The sequence below is a fragment of the Burkholderia sp. L-4 genome (genome assembly GCF_056856535.1).
In genome coordinates this window covers 1,608,796-1,629,887 of the sequence record NZ_JBXEOX010000002.1, presented here as the reverse complement: position 1 = coordinate 1,629,887, position 21,092 = coordinate 1,608,796, and the positions used below count along the sequence as shown (strand labels likewise).

General features: G+C 68.4%; 14 protein-coding genes. 11 read left to right on the top strand and 3 right to left on the bottom strand.

From position 1 onward, the window contains the following. Positions 1–20 precede the first annotated feature (20 nt). Positions 21–662, bottom strand: coding sequence for a DUF938 domain-containing protein (locus AC1VVG_RS24220; protein ID WP_367189156.1), 642 nt, complete (start codon positions 660–662; stop codon positions 21–23). Continuing rightward, positions 659–1,555, bottom strand: coding sequence for an NAD-dependent protein deacetylase (locus tag AC1VVG_RS24215; protein WP_034185767.1), 897 nt, complete (start codon positions 1,553–1,555; stop codon positions 659–661). The genes AC1VVG_RS24220 and AC1VVG_RS24215 overlap by 4 nt, the downstream gene beginning before the upstream one ends. Before the next feature lie 1,099 nt (positions 1,556–2,654). Between AC1VVG_RS24215 and AC1VVG_RS24210 the strand changes: the two genes are divergently transcribed. Further along, positions 2,655–3,614 (top strand): LLM class oxidoreductase, encoded by a 960-nt coding sequence (locus AC1VVG_RS24210; RefSeq protein ID WP_482836460.1) that lies wholly within the window; start codon positions 2,655–2,657, stop codon positions 3,612–3,614. A 327-nt stretch (positions 3,615–3,941) separates the two neighbouring features. Beyond that, positions 3,942–6,410, top strand: coding sequence for a mechanosensitive ion channel family protein (locus AC1VVG_RS24205; protein ID WP_482836459.1), 2,469 nt, complete (start codon positions 3,942–3,944; stop codon positions 6,408–6,410). Positions 6,411–6,437: 27 nt separating this feature from the next. Here AC1VVG_RS24205 and AC1VVG_RS24200 read toward each other — a convergent pair whose 3' ends face one another. Then, positions 6,438–7,274: a CerR family C-terminal domain-containing protein gene (locus AC1VVG_RS24200; protein ID WP_034185764.1), complete on the bottom strand. Its 837-nt coding sequence runs from the start codon at positions 7,272–7,274 to the stop codon at positions 6,438–6,440. Between the two features lie 91 nt (positions 7,275–7,365). Between AC1VVG_RS24200 and AC1VVG_RS24195 the strand changes: the two genes are divergently transcribed. From AC1VVG_RS24195 to AC1VVG_RS24155, 9 genes are all read left to right on the top strand, one after another. Beyond that, entirely contained in the window at positions 7,366–8,502 is a 1,137-nt protein-coding gene (locus AC1VVG_RS24195) for an HlyD family secretion protein (protein WP_034185763.1), read from the top strand. Beyond that, positions 8,495–10,081 carry an MDR family MFS transporter gene (locus AC1VVG_RS24190; RefSeq protein WP_482836456.1) on the top strand — a complete coding sequence of 529 codons (1,587 nt, stop codon included), beginning with the start codon at positions 8,495–8,497 and terminating at the stop codon, positions 10,079–10,081. The genes AC1VVG_RS24195 and AC1VVG_RS24190 overlap by 8 nt, the downstream gene beginning before the upstream one ends. Positions 10,082–10,094: 13 nt before the next feature. Next, positions 10,095–11,582: an efflux transporter outer membrane subunit gene (locus AC1VVG_RS24185; RefSeq protein ID WP_473375252.1), complete on the top strand. Its 1,488-nt coding sequence runs from the start codon at positions 10,095–10,097 to the stop codon at positions 11,580–11,582. 225 nt (positions 11,583–11,807) lie between these two features. Then, positions 11,808–13,343 (top strand): catalase, encoded by a 1,536-nt coding sequence (locus tag AC1VVG_RS24180; RefSeq protein WP_200086679.1) that lies wholly within the window; start codon positions 11,808–11,810, stop codon positions 13,341–13,343. A 78-nt stretch (positions 13,344–13,421) separates the two neighbouring features. Then, positions 13,422–14,033 carry an ankyrin repeat domain-containing protein gene (locus tag AC1VVG_RS24175; protein ID WP_226251857.1) on the top strand — a complete coding sequence of 204 codons (612 nt, stop codon included), beginning with the start codon at positions 13,422–13,424 and terminating at the stop codon, positions 14,031–14,033. Positions 14,034–14,113: 80 nt separating this feature from the next. Further along, a complete protein-coding gene (locus AC1VVG_RS24170) occupies positions 14,114–14,584 on the top strand; it encodes a VirK family protein (protein WP_473375253.1) in 471 nt (156 codons plus the stop codon). 656 nt (positions 14,585–15,240) lie between these two features. Beyond that, complete coding sequence (locus tag AC1VVG_RS24165; RefSeq protein WP_473375254.1) at positions 15,241–16,398, top strand: efflux RND transporter periplasmic adaptor subunit; 1,158 nt, start codon at positions 15,241–15,243, stop codon at positions 16,396–16,398. Positions 16,399–16,418: 20 nt separating this feature from the next. Then, positions 16,419–19,562 (top strand): multidrug efflux RND transporter permease subunit, encoded by a 3,144-nt coding sequence (locus tag AC1VVG_RS24160; protein WP_482836454.1) that lies wholly within the window; start codon positions 16,419–16,421, stop codon positions 19,560–19,562. 4 nt (positions 19,563–19,566) lie between these two features. After that, a complete protein-coding gene (locus tag AC1VVG_RS24155; protein ID WP_482836453.1) occupies positions 19,567–20,997 on the top strand; it encodes an efflux transporter outer membrane subunit in 1,431 nt (476 codons plus the stop codon). Positions 20,998–21,092: the final 95 nt, after the last annotated feature.

Genomic DNA, 21,092 nt, shown 5'->3' with positions numbered 1-21,092 from the left:
CGTCGATGCGCGCCGGCGTGTCATTGCTCCGCGTGCGGCAACCGGCGGAACACGACGCTCAGGTTGTTCGCCGGCATCTCGACGACCTCGATACAGTCGAGCCCGCGATCGAGGCCGAGCGCGACGACGGTCTCGAGATCGCGCACGCCCCACGACGGGTCGCGGCTGCGCAGCTGCAGGTCGAATGCCTCGTTCGACGGCGCCGTGTGCCGGCCTTCGCGGCGGTACGGACCGTACAGGAACAGCACGCCGCCCGGCCGCAGCAGCCGCGCCGCGCCCGCGAACAGCGCTTCCGTGCAGGCCCACGGAGAAATGTGAATCATGTTGATGCAGACGATCGCGTCGAGCATCGCGACCGGCCACGATGCCTCGCGCACGTCGAACGCCAGCGGCCCGGCGACGTTCGCGAGGCCCGCATGCGCGATCCACGCGGCGATCGAGTGCCGCGCCTGTTCGTCGGGGTCGCTCGGCTGCCAGCGCAGGCCCGGCAACGCCTGTGCGAAGTGGACGACATGCTGGCCGGTGCCGCTCGCGATTTCGAGCACGCTGCCGCTCGCCGGCAGCACGCGGCGCAATACGTCGAGGATCGGCCCGCGGTTGCGTTCGGCCGCGGGCGCCAGCAACCGCGCGGCGGGATCGGACGAAGACGGGGCGCCGGTCACGATGCATGCTCCACGGGGTTGCCGCCAAGCCCCAGACGGGCCGTCAGTGCGTCGAGCGCCGGCGCGCAACGCGCCTCGACCTTCAGCGTCAGGATCGGATCGGCGCGCGTATGGCCGAGATTGAGCGCGGCGACCGGCTTGTGCCGCGCCTGCGCCCACACGCAGAAGCGGTAGCCGGAATACACCATCAGCGACGAACCGACGACGAGCAGCGCATCGGCCGCGTCAAGCGCCTGCGACGCCAGCGCCACGCGTTCGCGCGGCACGTTCTCGCCGAAGAATACGACCGCCGGCTTCAGCAAGCCGCCGCATGCGGGACAGGCCGGCACCCGGAACGTGTCGAGCGCGGCCCATTCGAGGTGCGCGTCGCCGTCCGCGGCCGGCTCGGCCTGCGCGCCCAGCAGGTCGGGATTGTCGGCCTCGAGCACCGTCTGGATCGTCGCACGCGCATGGTGTGCGCCGCATTCGAGACAGGTCACGCCGTGGATCCCGCCGTGCAGTTCGATCACGTCGTCGCTGCCCGCGCGCTGATGCAGGCCGTCGACGTTCTGCGTGACGAGGCGCTCGATCCGGCCCGCGCCGCCGAGCCGCGCCAGCGCGGCGTGCGACCCGTTCGGTTGCGCGCGGCCGACGACGGGCCAGCCGATCATGCTGCGCGCCCAGTAACGCCGCCGCGCGGCATCGGAACCGAGGAATTCGTGAAGCTGGATCGGCGGCGAGCGCATCCACTGGCCATTGCGGTCGCGATAGCCGGGAATGCCGGAATCGGTGCTGATGCCCGCGCCGGTCAGCACGAGCAGGCGCGGATGCCGCTCGACGAACGCGTGCAGCGCATCGAGCGCGGCCGGGTCGACGCCGGCGGTTGAGGAGTCGTGCAAGGCTGTGTCGTTCATGTTGGCAACGCGTGATCGGGCGCGCGGGCCGGCCGTGCGACCGCACGAGCGGCCCGCGCGCCAACACATGATACATAACGCCGCCCGATCCGGCCGGCGGCCCCGGGGGCAAAACCGGCGCACAAAAAAAGACGCCCATTCGCCGCTCGGCGATGGGCGCTTCAACAATTGATCCATCGGGGTAGTGGATCAACTGACAGCACAAAGTTGCGACGTCCGCCATGCAGCCACCGGCGAACGCTTCCCCTGGACTACGCGTGTTCCACGATGCTGCGCCGCGTCGCGCCACCGGCGCTTCCGTGCGGTCCGGGTCAGGTCCGCCACGCCGCAACGCGCGGCGCGCGAACGCATCCGCCACGCGACGACTCGCGTTGCGCGACGGCATGACGGTCCGGGATCCAGGCCGGTGCCATCCGCATGCATTCGGGGCTCATCCCCGACGGCCGACCGTCGCCGGTCGGCCTCGTGCATCCCGCGTGCACGTCGTCGTTCAGAACGAACCCGATTGCTCGGATGGAACGGAAAGCCGCGCGCTCACGTCGCCGCACGTAACGGCGAAGCGAATACCCTGGCAGGTCGGCGATTCATGTTTGCAACACGCCACGTTGCGATTCGGTCTCTTTTCATTCTCTTGTCCCCGTCTCCGATGCGTCCGACCTACTGAAGCGATCGCCGGGCCGACTACGCCCCCGCGATCACACTCACGGCCCCTACAGATATGCAAGGAGCGCACCATGCTTCGCGCGGCAAGGCCGCGCGGGCACCTGCAAGGCGGCCCGAAAGGATCGCGCACCGTCAGGAAGCGCGAACGTTTCGAAACTGAAACGCCCGCCGGCACGGGGCGATGGCCGGCCTTGCGCGTGGTCGCGCTGCAGCGGGCACCCGGGCCGGGACCGGCGCGTTGCGTCCGCGCGCCGCGGACAATCGTCCTACCATCGTCGCGCCCCGGCCTCGCTCGGCGCGGCGTGACGCTGCGAATCGCGTAGCGCCGCGGACGCCGCACGCCGCACGCCGCACGGCTCGCGCGTTGCGCAAACACGCTAGCATTCGGACACGGAACGCCGCGCGTCCGCTTTTGCATCGCCCTCGAGGATCCGCCATGACCACGCCCGCCCCTGCCCGCCCCGACGTCGCTCGTCGCGTCTTTTCGGACGGACGGTTATCGATCGGCCTCACGCTGCCGCTGCTCCGCAGCGGCCGTATCGTCGCCGACTTCAACGAGCAGCTCGAACTCGCCGAGCTGGCCGATATACTCGGCTTTCGCGCGCTGTGGATTCGCGACGTGCCATTGAACAGCGCCGACTACCCGGACCCGGTCGGCCATCTCGACCCGTGGGTGCTGCTCGGTGCACTGGCATCGCGCACGCGGCGGATCGCACTGGCAAGCGGCGCGATCGTACTGCCGCTGCGACATCCGCTGCACATCGCGAAAGGCGCGCTGTCGGTCGCGACGCTGTCGGGCGGACGTTTCATCCTCGGGCTCGGCTCCGGCGACCGGCCGCCCGAATACGCGGCGTTCGGCATCGACGCGGAAACGCGTCGCGACCGCTACCGCGCGCACTGGGAGGTCGTCGCGGCCGCGCTGGGCATACCGTCACGCGTGCTACCCGACCAGGCGCCGCCCGACGCCCCCGAATTCACGCTGCTGCCGCGCGGCGACGATGCGGTGCCGATGCTCGCGGTCGGCTCGGGCGGACAAAGCGTCGACTGGATCGCGCGACACGCGATCGGCTGGATGACGTACCACCGCGATCCGGACACGCAGCGCGCCCGCCATTCGATGTGGCGCGCGGCGGTCGACCGGCTTCCCGCGCCGGAATTTCGCGCGTTCGGCGTGTCGATGCGGCTCGACCTCGCCGCGGACCCCGATGCGCCGGCCACCGCGCTGTCGCTCGGCTACGCAACCGGGCGCCGTGCGCTGGTCGACATCCTGCAGGACATGCGTGCGGCGGGCACGCATCATGTCACGCTGAACCCGGGATCGGACCGACCCGTGCGCGAGGTCATCGAGGAAATCGCCGAACACGTGCTGCCGGTCTTTCACGGCGAACATGCCTGATTCATCAGGAAACCGAATTTATCCGATGCATCGCACATGATCGGGCGAATGCGCACGTGGCAGGGCATTGCCCGTGCCCGACGGCAAACGGGCGTGGCAGGCACCTTGCGAGTCGGCAAGCCGTGCCCGCCCGATTGCCGGACCATCTGGAGCCGGCACCGGAGATTTGCCTGCGCGAGCGCACTGCAAACGCCCGCGCCGCCTTGGGGATGCCCGATTCGAATCGTCGTCGACGGAACTATTCGCGTCCGGCCGCGATCATGTTAACTTCCGTCCATCGTTCAGCCCGGCGGGCCGCGCCCCGATGCGCACCCGCATGCCCACTCCATGCGACATTTCCTCCTCGGCTGGCTGCTTGCCGCCGTCGTGTCGGCCGCCCATGCGGCCGCCCCCGCTCCGGCCGCCGCTTCGGCCGCCGCTTCGGCCGCTTCCGGCACCGCGCCCGCGCTGACGCCGCAACAGGCCCAGCAGGCACTCAATGTGCTCGAAAACCCCCGCGATCGCGCGCAGGTCGAAACGACGCTGCGCGCGATCGCAGCCGTCGGCGTCCTGAGTGCGCCCGCGGCCGCCGCCAGCAATGCGGCCGCGGCGAGCAGCGCATCGGCCGCCGCGGTCCCGACCGCGCTCACGTCGAACGGGCTCGCGTCGATGCTCGTTCGCCAGGGGGCGCACTGGACCACCGAAATCGGCGGCGCGCTGAACGAATCGTTGCACTCGCTGCTCGATGTCGGCTCGGTCGGCAACTGGTGGCATGACAGGCTGGTGCGCGCCGACGCGCGCGCCGAGCTCACGCACGCGGCCTGGACCATCCTCGCCGTGCTCGTGCCCGCGCTCTTCGTCGAATGGCTCGCGAGGCGGTTGCTGCGGCGTGCGCTGGCCGCGGTCGCGGCGCGGCGCGCCGGCCCATCGCGTACCGCCGCGCCCGATTCCGTCCCGCCCGACGACGACGCACCGCCGGACTCATCCGACCCACCCGATGCCACCGACGCTGCCGAAGCCGCGCCGCCTTCATCCCTCGGTCAAGGCGATGCGCGGCGTCACACCACGCTGCTGCACCGGATGCCGCGCGCGCTCGTCAGCCTGGGGCTGCGCGCCGTGCCGCTGCTCGTGTTCGTCGGCGTCGCGAGCCTGGCGATGTCGCTGCTCGGCGATACGGGCGCGCCGATCGAATCCGCGCTCGAAGCGCTGATCGACACCTACGTGATCTGCCGGCTCGTCACGATCGTCAGCCGGCTGTTCTTCCAGCCCGACGCGCGGCAGCTACGGCTGCTGCATATCAGCGACGCATGGGCCGATTTCGCGCAGCGCTCGATCGCGCGGATCGTGATCGTGGTCGGCACCTGCACGGCCGCGGTCGAGATCGCCGCAAGCTTCGGCCTCAGCGAAGCCGGCCACGTCGCGCTGCTGAAAGCCGTCGCGCTCGCCGGGCACGTGATGATCTCGGTGCTGATCCTGCAGTGCCGCCGGCCGGTCGCCGCAAGGATCCGCACGGCCGGCGCCGACCGCCCGACCTTCGCCGTGGTCGCCAATGCGCTCGCGGACGCCTGGGCCCCCGTGTCGGTCTTCGTCGTGATGGCGCTGTGGTTCGTGTGGGCGCTCGACGTCCACAACGGCTACCGCGTGCTGATCACGCTCGGCGGCCGCTCGATCGCCGTGATGATCGGCATGCGGATGGTGTCGATCGTCGTGTTCGGCGCGCTCGCGCGACTGTTCCAGCGCCGCGACGAGGACCGCACGCTCGTCCATCTGCACGCGTACCGCTATTACCCGCTGCTGCGCCAGATCGTATCGGGCGCGATCGGCGTCGTGACCCTCGTGCTGTTGCTGCAGATCTGGGGCGTGCCGGTCTTCCGCGCGTTCGGGACGGGCACCATCGGCCACCGCCTCGCGTCGGCGCTGGTGACGATCGCGATCGCGGCGATCGTCGCGCTCGTCGTCTGGGAAGCCGCGAACATCGCGATCGAGCGCCGCCTGCAGCGCTGGACGCGCGAAGGCAACCTGGTGCGGGCGGCACGGCTGCGCACGCTGCTGCCGATGCTGCGCTCGCTGCTGTTCGTGATGATCGCGCTCGTCGTCGTGCTGACGGGCCTCAGCGAACTCGGCGTGAACATCGGCCCGCTGCTGGCCGGGGCGAGCATCTTCGGCGTCGCGCTCGGCTTCGGTTCGCAAAAGCTCGTGCAGGATTTCATCACCGGGATCTTCCTGCTGATGGAAAACGCGATGCAGGTCGGCGACTGGGTCACGCTCGCCGGCGTGTCGGGCACGGTCGAATACCTGTCGATCCGCACCGTGCGGCTGCGCGCGGGCGACGGGTCGCTGTATACGATCCCGTTCAGCTCCGTGACGACCGTCAACAATACGAATCGCGGGCTCGGCAACGCGGCCGTCAAGGTCAGCATCGCGTACGGCGAGGACATCGATCGCGCGATCGCGACGCTGAAGGAAATCGGCGCCGCGTTGCGCGACGATCCGACGTACCGCGACGGCATCCTGTCGGACTTCAGCTACTGGGGTATCGACCAGGTCGACGGTGCGGCGCTCGCGCTGGCCGGACAGATGCAGTGCACGGACTCGGCGCGCTGGAGCGTGCAGCGCGAATTCAACCGGCGGATCGCGGAGACCTTCCGCGAGCGCGGGATCCAGATCGCCAATCCGCAGCGCAGCCTGGTTGCCTATGCGGACGGAACGCGGCCTGCCGGCAGCGATGAAGGCGACCACGCCACCGACGACATCACCGCGCCCGACACGCCGCCCCGGCCGCCGTCGCCCGGCAACGGGGGGCGCAAGCCGGGTTGATCGCTCAACGCGTGTGACGCGCCGCGCTCAACGCGCGGCGGGTTTCTTCACGCGCGCCGTCTTTTTCGCCGCAGGGCGTGCCGTTCCCGGTTTCGCCGCGCGTTTCGACGCGGCGGCACCCGGCGCGCGCTTCGCGGCGCCTTCCGGGCCGGCCGCCGGCGCGTCGCGCTGCACATGCCATTGCTCGAGCAGCACGCGCGTCTGGTCGGCGATCGTCTCGATCAGCAGCGCCGCACGCTCGCCCTCGAACGCGTCCCACTCGAGCAACTGCAGCGCCGAACGCTGCGCGATGTGGAATACCGTGAGCTGCCCGAACAGGCTCAGCGCGCGCAACCGCGTGACGGGATCGTCGGCCGGCCGCCCCGAAATGCGGCCGATCAGCGCGGCGCTCACGTCGTTCAGCGGCTTGCGCATGCGCGACATCAGGATTTCGCTCGCGCTCGCCGGCTCCTGGCCGCCCTGCTCGCGCGCAAAGAACATGCGCTGATTCATCGTCTTCGGCGCGGTGAACATCCGGTCCGACAGGGCGCGCAGCAACCCGATGAACGCATCGATCAGCACGTCGATCTCCGCGTGCGCATCGAGCATCGCCCATGCATGGCCGACCGCGGGCGCGAACACCTGCCAGCCGGTCTCCGCGATCGTCTCCACGCACGCGCGGTACACGCCTTCCTTGTTCTCGAAGTAGTACTGCAGCGCCGGCGCGTTCACGCCCGCCATCGCGGCGATCTCGCGCGTCGACGCGCCCGCGAACCCGCGTTCGCCGAACAGTTCGATTGCCGCCTCGATGATCCGCTGCCGCGTTTCGTCCCCGCGCGCGTAGCCGCCTGCCGACGTGCGGCGCAGCTTCTTCGCTTCGTTCATGCCTTCCTCGTCGTTCGATCGATCGATATTCTACTTGACACAATTTTATCAACTGGAATAATTCTTCCACTTGGAATAAATTGGATCCCGCATGTCGACGCCGCAAGACCCGCCCCAGCACCCGCCACAGAAAGCAGATCGTCAGGAAAACGGAACAACGCCGCGCAACGGAAACGGCGGATCGAAGCGGCGCATCCTGCTCGCCGTCGCCGTGCTCGCCGCCATCGGCGGCGCCGTCTGGCTCGGCCGCTGGTGGACGGTCGGCCGCTTCATCGAAAGCACCAACGATGCGTACCTGCAGGCGGACAGCATGACCGCCGCGCCGAAAGTCGCGGGCTACGTGACCGACGTCTACGTGCGCGACAACCAGGCCGTGAAGGCCGGCGATCCGCTCGTGCGGCTCGATGTCCGCCAGTACCAGGTCGCGCTCGCGCAGGCGCTGGCCACCGTCGACGCCCGCCGTGCGGACATCGCGCGCGCCGAAGCCGACATCAGCCAGCAGCGTGCGAATCTCGAACAGGCCGACGCGCAGGCGAAGGTGTCCCGCATCAATGCCCAGCACGCCAGCGACGAATACACGCGCTATGCGCCGCTCGCGGCAACCGGCGCCGAAACGCACGAACGCGTCGCCGACCTGAAGAGCACACGCGACCAGGCCGCCGCGACGCTGGCCGCGAACACCGCGTCGATCGCTGCCGCGCGCACGCAGATCGCGTCGTTCACCGCGCAACTCCAGCAGGCGCGCGCGCAGCTCGAGGCCGCGCAGGCCAGCGCCGCGCAATCGCAGCTCGATCTCGACAACACGATCGTGCGCAGCACGCTCGCCGGCCGCGTCGGCGATCGCACGGTACGCGTCGGCCAGTACGTGCAGCCCGGCACGCGGCTGCTGACCGTCGTGCCGGTCGACTCGATCTATCTCGTCGCGAACTTCAAGGAAACGCAGATCGGCAACATGCGCATCGGCCAGCCCGTGTCGCTGCATGTCGACGCATTGCCGGACGGCACGTTGTCCGGCGTCGTCGACAGCTTCGCGCCCGGCACCGGCGCGCAGTTCGCGCTGCTGCCGCCGGAAAACGCGACCGGCAACTTCACGAAGATCGTCCAGCGCGTGCCGGTGCGCATCCGCCTGGACTCGAACGCCCGCGCGCAGCGCATGCTGCTGCCGGGGCTGTCGGTCACGGTCGACGTCGACACGCGTTCGGCCCGCGACGAGCAGCGCCATGGCTGATACGTCCGCCACGATGCCCGCGCCGCCGCACGAAGGCCGCGCAAGCGTCACCGACTGGATCGCGGTCGCGGCCGGCGCGCTCGGCGCGCTGATGGCCACGCTCGACATTTCGATCACGAACTCCGCGTTGCCGCAGATCCAGGGCGAAATCGGCGCGACCGGCACCGAAGGCACCTGGATCTCGACCGGCTACCTGATGTCGGAGATCGTGATGATCCCGCTCGCCGCGTGGCTCACGCGCGTGTTCGGGCTGCGCAATTTCCTGCTGACGAACTCCGCGCTGTTCATCGCGTTCTCGATGATGTGCGGCTGGTCGCACTCGCTGCCGATGATGATCGCCGGCCGGATCGGCCAGGGCTTCACGGGCGGCGCGCTGATCCCGACCGCGCAGACGATCATCCGCACGCGGCTGCCGCTGTCGCAACTGCCGGTCGGGACGACGCTGTTCGGCCTGATCGTGCTGCTCGGGCCGTTGTTCGGCCCGGTGCTCGGCGGCTGGCTCGCGGAAAACGTGAGCTGGAGCTGGTGCTTCTTCCTGAACCTGCCCGTGTGCCTGCTGCTGATGGCGCTGCTGGTGTTCGGACTGCCGTCGGACCGCCCGCACTGGAGCGCGTTCTTCAACGCGGACTGGCTCGGCATCTTCGGCCTCGCGATCGGCCTGAGCTCGCTCACCGTCGTGCTCGAGGAAGGCCAGCGCGAACGCTGGTTCGAATCGCAGATGATCGTCACGCTGAGCATCGTGTCGTTGGCCGGGATGATCCTGATCGCGCTGTCGCAACGCTTCGCGACACGGCCGATCGTGCGGCTGTCGCTGATGCGCAACCCGCGCTACGCGAGCGTGATCGTGATCGTGTCCGCGGTCGGCGCCGGGCTGTACGGGGTGTCCTACCTGCTGCCGCAGTTCCTCGCGATCGTCGCCGGCTACAACGCGGAACAGGCCGGCGCGATCATGCTGCTGTCGGGGCTGCCGGCCTTTCTCGTGATGCCGATCCTGCCGCGCCTGCTCGGCAAGGTCGATTTCCGCATCCTCGTGATCTCGGGGCTGCTGCTGTTCTGCCTGAGCTGCATGCTCGACATCAGCCTGACCGCGCAAAGCGTCGGCCACGACTTCGTGTGGTCGCAACTGATCCGCGGCGTCGCGCAGATGCTCGCGATGATGCCGCTCAACCAGGCATCGATGGCGGCCGTCGCGCGCGAGGACTCGGGCGACGCGGCCGGGCTCTACAACATGGCGCGCAACCTCGGCGGTTCGATCGGCCTCGCGATCATCGGCACCGTGATCGACCGGCGTACGACCTACCATACAGCCATGCTCCGCGAATCGGTGACCGCCAACTCGCTGATCGGGCAGGACCGGCTGTCCGCCTATGCGGCCAACTGGTTCTCGCACACCGGCGACCTCGCGTATTCGAACCTGCGCGCGCTCGGACAACTGGCGCAGCAGATCCAGATCCAGGCCGTCGTGATGACCTACTCCGAAACCTTTTATCTGCTGGGCCTCGCGCTGCTCGCCTGCGTGCCGCTCGCGCTGCTGCTGAGAACGCCGCGCGGGCCGCAACCGATGTCGTCCGGCCATTGAACCGTCTTACGCGATGAAACCCTTCTTCCCGCCCCGCCGCCCCGCACTCACGCTGTGCGCGGCCGCGTGCCTGCTCGCCGGCTGCACGGTCGGCCCCGACTATCGCGGCGCACCCGCCGCCCCCGATGCGCCGACGTTCGTGCGTGCGCCCGCCGCCGGCGTCGACACCGCCGCGCCCGCCCCGAGCGCGTGGTGGCGCGCGCTGAACGACCGCCAGCTCGACGAGCTGATCACCGCCGCGCTCGTCTTCAACCCCGATCTGCACGCGGCCCAGGCACGCTTGCGTGCATCGCGTGCACAGCTCTCGCAACAGCGTGCGGCCCAGTTGCCGAAAGCGTCGGCCACCGCCGCGGCCGTCCGCATGCGCGAACCCGATATCAGCGCGCTCGGTTCGCTGCTGCCGTCGAACGGCTCGAACCCGTCGGGCGGCACGTCGCCGTCGCTGGGCGGCTCGGGCCCGCTGCAGCTCTATTCGGCGGGCTTCGACGCAACCTGGGAAATCGACCTGTTCGGCGGTACGCGCCGCGCGGTCGAAGCCGCGTCCGCACAGGCCGAAGCAGTGGATGCGGACCTCGCCGATACACAGGTGTCGATCGCAGCCGAAGTCGCCAATGCGTACGTCGACCTGCGCGACCAGCAGCAGCGGCTTGCGCTGTCGCGGCAAACCGCCGGGTTGCAGCAGAAGATGCTCGAACTCACGCAGCAGCGCCGCGCGCGCGGCGTCGCGGCCGATGCGGACATCGAACGCCTGACGACGCAGGTCGAGAACACGCGCGCGTCGCTGATCCCGCTCGACGCGCAGGTGACGGAGTCGCTCGATCGGCTCGCGATCCTGACGGGCCGCGCGCCCGGCGCGCTCGATGCCGCGCTGTCGAGCGCGGATGTGCCGCTGCCGACGCTGCCCGGCAACGTCGCGATCGGCGATCCGGCCACGCTGCTCAAGCAACGCCCCGACATTCGCGCGGCCGAGCGCCGGCTCGCGTCGAGCAATGCGCAGATCGGCGAGCATGTGGCCGACTATTTCCCGAAGGTGACGCTGCTCGGCGATCTCGGCTTCAGCGCGGCGGACCCGGGGCACCTGTTCCGCAAGCAGAATTTCACGTGGGTCGGTGCGCCGTACCTGCAATGGAACATCCTCGACTTCGGTCGCACGCGCGGCGCGGTACGGGCAGCCGAAGCGTCGCGCGACGAAGCGGAAGCGAATTATCAGAAGACCGTGCTCGGCGCATTACAGGATGCCAACACCGCATTGCAGCGCTATGGACACCAGCGCGAGCACGTCGTCGCCTTGACGAAGGTGCAGACATCGGCCGTGCATTCGCGCTCGCTGATGGACGAGCGCTATCGTGCGGGCGTCGCGTCGATGATCGACCTGCTCGATACGCAACGCGAAGCGCTGTCCGCGCAGCAGAACGTGATTGCCGGGCAAGCCGAACTGATCAAGGACTACGTGTCGGTGCAGAAGAGCCTTGGGCTCGGCTGGCAGGCAAACGCAGGGTGACGGCGCCGGCGCGCGTGACGCACGGTCGCCGCATCACGCGCGCCGCAACAACCCATTGCGCGCGCAACAATACCGGTTCGGTTCGTCCGCAACGAGCGGGCCCGCGCCGCTTCGACACCGCGGCTATCGAAAACATATCGAATATCAATTAGCCAATCATCTGACGATATCTTCTAATTCAGTCGGCTTCCCCACCACCGATCGGATTCAAGGAGTTCCATCGTCATGTCCTCATCCTCTCATCGTGCGCTGCGGCACGCAGTCGCCGCGATCTGCGTTGCCCTCTCCGCTTCCCCGTATGCCGCCGAACTCACGCGCGACACGGGCGCGCCCGTCGGCGACAACCAGAATTCGCAGACGGCCGGCCCCGCCGGCCCCGTGCTGCTGCAGGACTCCGCGCTCATCGAGAAACTGCAGCGCTTCGATCGCGAGCGCATTCCGGAACGCGTCGTGCATGCGCGCGGCACCGGGGCATTCGGCGAGTTCGTGCCGAGCGCCGACATCTCCGACCTGACGAAAGCGAAAGTCTTCACGCCCGGCACCCGCACGCCGGTGTTCGTGCGCTTCTCGACCGTGATGGGTTATCGCGGCTCGCCCGAACAGGCACGCGATCCGCGCGGCTTCGCGGTGAAGTTCTATACGCAGCAGGGCAACTGGGACATGGTCGGCATCAACTGGCCCGTGTTCTTCATTCGCGACGGCATCAAGTTCCCCGACTTCGTTCACGCGAACAAGCCGAGCGCCGTGACCGGCGTGCAGGACCCGAACCTCGCGTTCGACTTCTTCGCGCACACCCCCGAAGCGACCCACATGCTGACGATGCTGTACTCGGATGCCGGGATGCCCGACTCGTACCGTCGCATGGACGGCTTCGCGGTGCACGCGTTCAAGTTCGTCAATGCGCAGGGCGACGTGCACTACGTGAAGTTCCACTGGAAGAGCCAGCAAGGCGTGCACGGCCTGCGTCCGCAAGAGATCGCCGCGTCGATCGGGCACGACTGGAACATGATGACGAACGACCTGTACGGCGCGCTGAAGCAAGGCGATTTCCCGAAGTGGGATCTGTACGTGCAGGTGCTCACGCCGAAGGACCTGAACCGCTTCGACTTCGACGCGCTGGACGATACGAAGGTGTGGACCGGCGTACCTGAACGCAAGATCGGCACGATGACGCTCAATCGCGTGCCCGACAACTACTTCCAGTCAACCGAGGAATCGGCGTTCGCGCCGTCGCGGCTCGTGCCGGGCATCGAGCCGTCCGAAGACCGGATGCTGCAGGATCGCCTGTTCGCGTATGCCGACACGCAGATGTACCGCCTCGGCGCGAACTACATGGACCTGCCGATCAACCGCCCCGTCGTGCCGGTGGTCAACAACAACCAGGACGGCAAGATGAACTTCGGCGATCGCAAGGGCGAGGTGAACTACGAGCCGTCGACGCTGAACGAGCTTGCGCAGGATCCGCAGTACAAGTCGGTCCGCACGCCGCTCAGCGGCACGACGCAACAGGAAGCGATCCACAAGAAGCTGTTGTTCCGTCAAGCCGGCGAGTACTACCGCAGCCTGTCGCAGCAGGACAAGGACGACCTCGTCACCGCGCTGTCCGGCGATCTCGGCCAGGTGAAGAACGCGCATAACCAGTACGCGATGCTGTCGTACTTCTACAAGGCCGATGCCGACTACGGCACGCGGCTCGCGCAGGCCGTTCACGCGAACGTTCAGCAGGTGCAGTCGCTTGCGGCGAAACTGAGCGACAACTGATCGCGCGACGCCGGTCGCAGCCTGGCGTGCGCGGTGGTGCCGCGCACGCCGGCCCGACTTCTTCATCAGGACATCCTCATGCGATCAACACGCTTCATCCATGCGGCTCGCGTGGCGGCGACGGCGCTGGCGCTGGCCGCGATCGCCGGCTGCGCGCACCTGCCCGACCGGCCGGCGTACGGCAAGGCCGATCCCGCCGCACTGCGCCGCTACGACGGCGACTGGTTCGACGCCGCCCGCGTCGGCCGCGTCGACATCCTGCGCGCGTTGCACGACGCCGGGTATCCCGTCGACACCACCGACAGCCGCGGCTTTACGGCCGTGATACTCGCGTCGTACGACGGCCAGCCCGCCGCACTCGACTACCTATTGTCGGCCGGCGCCAACGCGTGCATCGGCGATCGACACGGCAATACGGCGCTGATGGGTGCGCTCTTCAAGAACGAACCCGACATCGCCCGCCGCCTGATCGACACGCGCTGTCCGATCGACCAGACGAACGGCGCCGGCGAAACCGCACTGGGGTTCGCGACGCTGTTCAATCGCTTCGAACTGATTCCGCTGCTCGTCGCGCACGGCGCGAATCCGAACCATGTCGACCGGCGCGGCCAGTCGCTGCTGCAGCTCGCGCTGACGCACGACAACACCGATGCCGCGGATGCGCTGCGTAAAGCCGGTGCCAGACCGTAGCGCGACTACGCGTCAACGTCTGATCAATGCGAACGCTCCGTGCTATGGTGCCGTTGGTTTCATCGCACGGAGACAGGAAAATGCTGAGTCGCTTCGCCATTGTTCTTGTTGCCGCCGGCGCGGCAACCAGCCTCGCGGCAACGGCCGCGGGCACCCAACCGGACAGCGCCAATGCGTATCGCCAGTTGCGCACGCGGCTCTTCGCGGGCGTGACGGTCACCGCGATCTTCTCGCCGAACCAGTGCCGGAACGCGCAGCAAGCCGCAACCCGGGCACCCGTACCCACCGTATCAGGCGGTTTCGCGATACGCGATTTCATGGAAGTCGGCGGCAATACGCTCGCGTTCGCCAACCAGCACCTGACCGTCCAGCCGAGCGGCGCGACGGTGCTCGAGCTGATCCAGTATCGCGTGATGCAGGACGAAAGCGCGACGGTAACGGTGCGCTCGCTTTCGCCCACGACGTACCAGCCCGTCGCGCCGGCCCAGGTGTTCCAGTGCACGCTCGGCGACGGCCTTCGTTTCGCCAATGCCTGGCGGGATCGCGACTGACGCGGGGAATGCGTAGCAAATGCGAGAATTCGTGTAAAAACAGCAGGAGTACTACGAAATATGGATAGCGCACGGATAGGAGGAGCGATTCGTGCGCGGCCTTTCAACACGTCGATAACGATCGTCATCTTCGCGGCCGGCGCGAGTCGCGCCAGTTCGAGGTTGTCGCCGCGCACCGCATTCAGCAGCATCCGCTCGCGCCCCGCCGCCTGCGCGACATCCAGCCGCCGTGGGCGCGGCAGCCTTGTCGTCGCGAGCCGGTGCAGCCGCACCTCCTCGCCACTCCATTCGCCCAGCGCCCCCGCCGGTTCGGTGTTCACGAACCGGCGCAAGCCATCGCGCGCATCGAGCCCGAACACCGCGGCGTCCGACTGGCCGTCAGACTGCCGTGTCTTTCGGCTGACGGCCAGCGTAGCTCGCCAGGCTGCGATCGCTCCTCGTTGACTGCGTCAACGTGCGGATTGCCGGCACCACCGCACGCAGGATACCGCCCCGCCCCCATTCGTTCGACCGTCGCGACGCACGCCCCCTCTTTTCGGTTCCTTTCGCCGGCTCCATCGAATCTCCATCTTTCCGCATAAAAGACGCCAACTAATCCACGCACACTCCGCTCCGTCAAAGCAGGCAATGGACTGCCTGCATTTCCTGGAGTCGCCATGAAGAATCAGAAACGATGCTGCTACAGCGCGGTATGCGCGCTGGCGGCGGCAGTACTGGCGGGGTGCGGACCCGCCGATCAGCAGGCCGCCGCACCGGCCATCCCGGTTGCGGCGATGACGCTCGCGGCCGCGCCCCTCGACGTGAGCGAAGACCTGCCGGGCCGCGTCGCGGCCGTGCGGATCGCCGAGATCCGCCCGCAGGTCAGCGGCATCGTCCAGCGCCGGCTGTTCGAACAAGGCACCGAGGTGCGCGCGGGCCAGCCGCTGTTCCAGATCAATCCGGCGCCGTTCAAGGCCGACATGGACACGGCCGCCGCGTCGCTGCAGCGCGCGCAGGCCGCGCTCGAACGCGCGAAGGTGCAGACCGCGCGCTTCAAGCCGCTCGTCGAGGCCGATGCGATCAGCCGCCAGGTGTACGACGACGCCGTGTCGCAACGCGACCAGGCCGCCGCCGACGTCGCGCAGGCCCGCGCGACGCTCGCGCGCCGCCAGCTCGACCTGAAATTCGCCGCCGTGGAGGCGCCGATCGCCGGCCGCATCGACCAGGCGCTCGTGACCGAAGGCGCGCTGGTGTCGAGCACCGACAGCCAGCCGATGGCGCGCATCCAGCAGATCGACCAGGTCTACGTCGACGTGCGCCAGCCGGCCGCGTCGCTCGAATCGCTGCGCGGCGCGCTTGCCGCGCAGCCGGGCGCGACGGGCAACGGCCTGCCGGTCGACGTGCTGCGCGACGACGACACGCGCTTCGACGTGAAGGGACGCATGCTGTTCTCGGGCGTCAACGTCGATCCGGGCACCGGCGACGTGCTGCTGCGCGTGCTGGTCGACAACCCGAAACGCCAGCTGCTGCCGGGCATGTACGTGCGTGCCCGCATTCCGCGCGCGCACTACGCCAGCGCGGTGATGGTGCCGCAACAGGCGGTCGTGCGCGCGGGCGGCAAGCCGCAGGTGTGGGTGCTCGACGCGAAGGGCACCGCGCATCTGAAGGCCGTCGAGGTCGGCGAGCTGACGAACCGCAGCTACCGCATCAAGTCGGGCCTGCAGGCCGGCCAGAAGATCGTCGTCGAAGGCATGGAACGCCTGATCGACGGCGCGCCGGCCGCCGCGACCGACTGGAAGTCGCCCGACGCGGCCACCACCGCGTCCGCGCACTGAGTCACGAGGAGCCACCAGTCATGGCTGAATTCTTTATCCGACGCCCGGTGTTCGCGTGGGTGATCGCGCTCTTCATCATCCTGACGGGGCTGATCGCGATCCCGCAACTGCCGGTCGCGCGCTACCCGTCGGTCGCGCCGCCGTCCGTCACGATCACCGCGAACTACCCGGGCGCCACGCCCCAGACGATGAACGACGGCGTGCTGAGCCTCATCGAACGCGAACTGTCCGGCGTCAGGAACCTGCTCTACTTCGAATCGTCGGCCGATACGTCCGGCTCCGCGCAGATCACCGTGACGTTCAAGCCCGGTACCAACCCGGAGATGGCGCAGGTCGACGTGCAGAACAAGATCAAGTCGGTCGAGCCGCGCCTGCCGGCGGCCGTGCGCCAGAACGGGCTGATCGTCGAATCGGCGTCGTCCGGCTTCCTGATGCTGATCGGCCTGCGCTCCGACAACGGCCGCTTCGACGAAGGAGCGCTCGCCGACTACATGGCGCGCAGCGTGTCCGAGGAACTGCGGCGAATCGACGGCGTCGGGCGGGTGCTGCAGTTCGGCTCCGAACGCGCGATGCGCATCTGGGTCGATCCGCAGAAGCTGATCAATTTCGGCCTGTCGATGAGCGACCTGACGACCGCGATCGGCCAGCAGAACGTGCAGATCGCGCCGGGCAGCCTCGGTGCGCTGCCCGCGCTGCCGGGCCAGCGCGTGACCGTGCCGCTCATCGCGCAGGGCCAGCTCACGACGCCGGAGGAGTTCGCGAAGGTCGTGCTGCGCGCGAACGCGGACGGCTCGAAAGTCGTGCTCGGCGACGTCGCACGCATCGAACTCGGCTCGCAGAACTACACGTTCGTGAGCCGCGAGAACAACAAGCCGGCCACCCTCGCCGGCGTGCAGCTCGCACCGGGCGCCAACGCGGTGAAGACCGCGGACGCGATCCGTGCGCGCATGGCCGAACTGAGCAAGTCGATGCCGTCCGGCATGACCTACTCGATTCCGCTCGACACGTCGCCGTTCGTGAAGATCTCGATCGAGAAGGTGCTGCACACGCTGCTCGAAGCGATGGTGCTCGTGTTCCTCGTGATGTACCTGTTCCTGCAGAACGTGCGCTATACGCTGATTCCGGCCATCGTCGCGCCGGTCGCGATGCTCGGCACGTTCACGGTGATGCTGATGACCGGCTTCTCGATCAACGTGCTGACGATGTTCGGCATGGTGCTCGCGATCGGCATCATCGTCGACGATGCGATCGTCGTCGTCGAGAACGTCGAGCGCCTGATGGCCGAGGAAGGATTGTCGCCGAAGGACGCGACCTCGAAGGCGATGAAGGAAATCACCGGCGCGATCATCGGCGTCACGCTGGTGCTGACCGCGGTGTTCCTGCCGATGGCGATGGCGAGCGGCTCGGTCGGCGTGATCTACCAGCAGTTCACGATGTCGATGGCCGTGTCGATCCTGTTCTCGGCGCTGCTGGCGCTGACGCTCACGCCGGCCCTGTGCGCGACGATGCTCAAGCCGCTCGAACCGGGCCATCACGAGAAACGCGGCTTCTTCGGCTGGTTCAACCGCCGCTTCGATCGCCTGACGAAATGGTACGAGACGCGCGTCGGCCGCCTGGTCGGCCGCACGGGCCGGGTGATGCTGGTGTTCGTCGCGATCTCCGGCGCCCTGGTGTTCGGCTTCCGCAGCCTGCCGTCGTCGTTCCTGCCGGACGAGGACCAGGGTTACTTCATCACCAGCTTTCTGCTGCCCGCGGACGCTACCGCCGAACGTACGCACGACGTGGTCGAGACGCTGGAGAAGCATCTTGCCTCGCGTCCGGCAATCCAGTCGAGCATTTCCGTGATCGGCTACGGCTTCTCGGGGCAAGGTCCGAACGCGGCGATCAACTGGTCCGTGATGAAGGACTGGAAGAACCGGGGCGGCGCGTCGACCCTCGAGGAAGGCATGCTCGCGCAGCAAGCGATGGCCGGCGTGACCGAAGGCACGGTGATGAGCCTGCTGCCGCCGGCGATCGACGAACTCGGCAACAGCTCCGGCTTCTCGATGCGTCTGGAAGACCGTGCCAACCAGGGCGCGGCGGCGCTCAAGGCGGCGGAAGTCAAGCTGCTCGAACTCGCCGCGCAAAGCAAGGTCGTGGCGGGCGTGTACCCGGACAGCCTTCCTGCCGGCACGAGCATCCGCCTCGAAATCGACCGTGCGAAGGCGCAAGCGCTCGGCGTGTCGTTCACGACGCTCAGCGACACGCTGTCGACCGCGATGGGTTCGACCTACGTGAACGACTTCCCGAACGCGGGCCGCATGCAGCAGGTGATCATCCAGGCCGACGCGCCGGCGCGCATGCAGATCGACAACGTGATGAAGCTGTACGTGCGCAACGCGGCCGGCGGCATGGTGCCGCTGTCCGAAGTGGTTCGCCCGGTATGGGCCGAGACGCCGCTGCAGATGGTGCGCTTCAAGGGCTACCCGTCCGCGCGGATCTCGGGCAACGCCGCACCGGGCCAGTCGAGCGGCGCGGCCATGGCCGAGATGGAGCGTCTCGCCGCGCAACTGCCGCCGGGCTTCGCGGTCGAGTGGACCGGCCAGTCGCTGCAGGAACGCCAGTCGGCGTCGCAGGCGCCGATGCTGATGGTGCTGTCGATGATCGTCGTGTTCCTCGTGCTCGCCGCGCTGTACGAAAGCTGGTCGATCCCGCTGTCGGTGATGCTGGTGGTGCCGCTCGGCCTGATCGGCGCGATCGGGGCGGTGCTGCTGCGCGGCATGCCGAACGACGTGTTCTTCAAGGTCGGGATGATCACCGTGATCGGCTTGTCCGCGAAGAACGCCATCCTGATCGTCGAATTCGCGAAGCAGCTGCGCGAGGAAGGCAAGGGGCTCGTCGAAGCGGCCGTGCAGGCGTCGAAGCTGCGCCTGCGCCCGATCCTGATGACCTCGCTCGCGTTCGGCCTCGGTGTCGTGCCGCTGATGATCGCGACCGGCGCCAGCGCCGAAACGCAGCACGCGATCGGTACCGGTGTGTTCGGCGGCATGGTGACCGCCACGGTGCTGGCCATTTTCTTCGTCCCTGTTTTCTTTGTGTTCGTGACGAGCATCCAGGAGCGCGTCGGCGCATGGCGGGCTTCCCGCAAGCAGCCGGCCGCCCCGACTCACGGACAGGAAGGTTGATGCCATGCGATTGCTCATTCTCCCCCTCGTCCTCGCCCTGTCGGCCTGCTCGCTCGCGCCGACGCTGGTCAAGCCCTCGATGCCGGTGCCGACGGCCTACACGGCCGCCGCGGCCGCCGACCTCCAGGCCAACGCCGCCGATCTCGGCTGGCGCACGATGTTCGGCGATCGCCGCCTGCAGCGGCTGATCGAGCTCGCGCTCGAGAACAACCGCGACCTGCGCGTCGCGGCGCTGAACGTCGAGGCCGCCGAAGCGCAGTACGGCGTCCAGCGTTCCCCGCGCCTGCCGTCGATCGGCGCCGGCGCGAGCTTCACGCGCCAGCGTACGTCTGACGACACGCAGTCGAGTCCGCCGCTGTTCGGCACGACGCAGAACCAGTACGGCGTGAACGTCGGCATCAGCGCGTTCGAGATCGACCTGTTCGGTCGCGTGAAGTCGCAGTCGGATGCGGCGTTTGCGCGCTACCTCGCAACCGATCACGGCCGCCGCGCGGTGCAGATCTCGCTGGTCGGCGGCGTCGCGGACGCGTACTTCGCGGAACGCCTCGCGCAGGAGCAACGCCAGTTGTCCGAGCGCACCCTCGCCGACTGGCGACAGTCGCTCGACCTCGCGCGCCGCCTGAAGGATGCGCATCAGGCGAGCGGCGTCGACATCGCACAGGCCGAAGGCCAGGTCGCGAGCGCCACGGCCGATCTCGAAGCGCGCACGCGCGCCGTCGAGCAGGCACGCAACGCATTGCGCCTGCTGGTCGGCACCGATCTGCCGAAGGATCTGCCGGAGCCGGTGCCGCTTCAGCAGCAACCGGTGATGACGCAACTGCCGGCCGGTCTGCCGTCCGAACTGCTGTTCCGTCGTCCTGATATCCAGCAAGCCGAACAGAATCTCGTCGCCGCCAATGCCGATATCGGCGCCGCACGCGCAGCGTTCTTCCCGCGCCTGTCGCTGACGTCGTCGATCGGCTTCCTCAGCCCGGCGATGGGCAGCCTGTTCGACGGCGGACAACGCACGTGGAGCTTCGCGCCGCAGGTCACGGTGCCGATCTTCCAGGGCGGGCGCCTGCGCGCCGAGCTGCGTCTCGCGGAAGTGCGCAAGTCGAGTGCCGTCGCCGAGTACGAACGCTCGATCCAGACCGCGTTCCGCGAAGTAGCCGACGGTATCGCCGGGCGCGAGACCTTCGGACGGCAGATCGACGCGCAGACGCGCGTGGTCGGCTCGGCCGAGCGCCGCACCGACCTGTCGAACCTGCGCTATCGCGCGGGTGTCGAGGGGCGGCTGGAACTGCTCGATTCGCAGCGGCAGCTCTACTCGGCACGGCAGGCACTGCTCGACCTGCGTCGCAGCGAGCTCGGCAACGCCGTTGCACTGTACAAGGCGCTCGGCGGCGGCCTGACGGACAAGGACGTCGCACCGTCGCCGAGCGTGGTGCAGAACTGAACGAACGGCGCCGCTCCATCCCGCGCGGCAGGGGGACGGAACGGCGCGATCCGGCCCGGCAACGGGCTGCCCCGATTGTTCGACATCGCACGGCG

What these genes read in the sequence shown, in the direction of transcription:
- AC1VVG_RS24160 (WP_482836454.1), top strand. Translation starts at nt 16,419, where the DNA reads ATGGCTGAATTCTTTATCCGACGCCCGGTGTTCGCGTGGGTGATCGCG.
- AC1VVG_RS24165 (WP_473375254.1), top strand. Translation starts at nt 15,241, where the DNA reads ATGAAGAATCAGAAACGATGCTGCTACAGCGCGGTATGCGCGCTGGCG.
- AC1VVG_RS24195 (WP_034185763.1), top strand. Translation starts at nt 7,366, where the DNA reads ATGTCGACGCCGCAAGACCCGCCCCAGCACCCGCCACAGAAAGCAGAT.
- AC1VVG_RS24210 (WP_482836460.1), top strand. Translation starts at nt 2,655, where the DNA reads ATGACCACGCCCGCCCCTGCCCGCCCCGACGTCGCTCGTCGCGTCTTT.
- AC1VVG_RS24155 (WP_482836453.1), top strand. Translation starts at nt 19,567, where the DNA reads ATGCGATTGCTCATTCTCCCCCTCGTCCTCGCCCTGTCGGCCTGCTCG.
- AC1VVG_RS24180 (WP_200086679.1), top strand. Translation starts at nt 11,808, where the DNA reads ATGTCCTCATCCTCTCATCGTGCGCTGCGGCACGCAGTCGCCGCGATC.
- AC1VVG_RS24190 (WP_482836456.1), top strand. Translation starts at nt 8,495, where the DNA reads ATGGCTGATACGTCCGCCACGATGCCCGCGCCGCCGCACGAAGGCCGC.
- AC1VVG_RS24200 (WP_034185764.1), bottom strand. Translation starts at nt 7,274, where the DNA reads ATGAACGAAGCGAAGAAGCTGCGCCGCACGTCGGCAGGCGGCTACGCG.
- AC1VVG_RS24170 (WP_473375253.1), top strand. Translation starts at nt 14,114, where the DNA reads ATGCTGAGTCGCTTCGCCATTGTTCTTGTTGCCGCCGGCGCGGCAACC.
- AC1VVG_RS24175 (WP_226251857.1), top strand. Translation starts at nt 13,422, where the DNA reads ATGCGATCAACACGCTTCATCCATGCGGCTCGCGTGGCGGCGACGGCG.
- AC1VVG_RS24185 (WP_473375252.1), top strand. Translation starts at nt 10,095, where the DNA reads ATGAAACCCTTCTTCCCGCCCCGCCGCCCCGCACTCACGCTGTGCGCG.
- AC1VVG_RS24205 (WP_482836459.1), top strand. Translation starts at nt 3,942, where the DNA reads ATGCGACATTTCCTCCTCGGCTGGCTGCTTGCCGCCGTCGTGTCGGCC.
- AC1VVG_RS24215 (WP_034185767.1), bottom strand. Translation starts at nt 1,555, where the DNA reads ATGAACGACACAGCCTTGCACGACTCCTCAACCGCCGGCGTCGACCCG.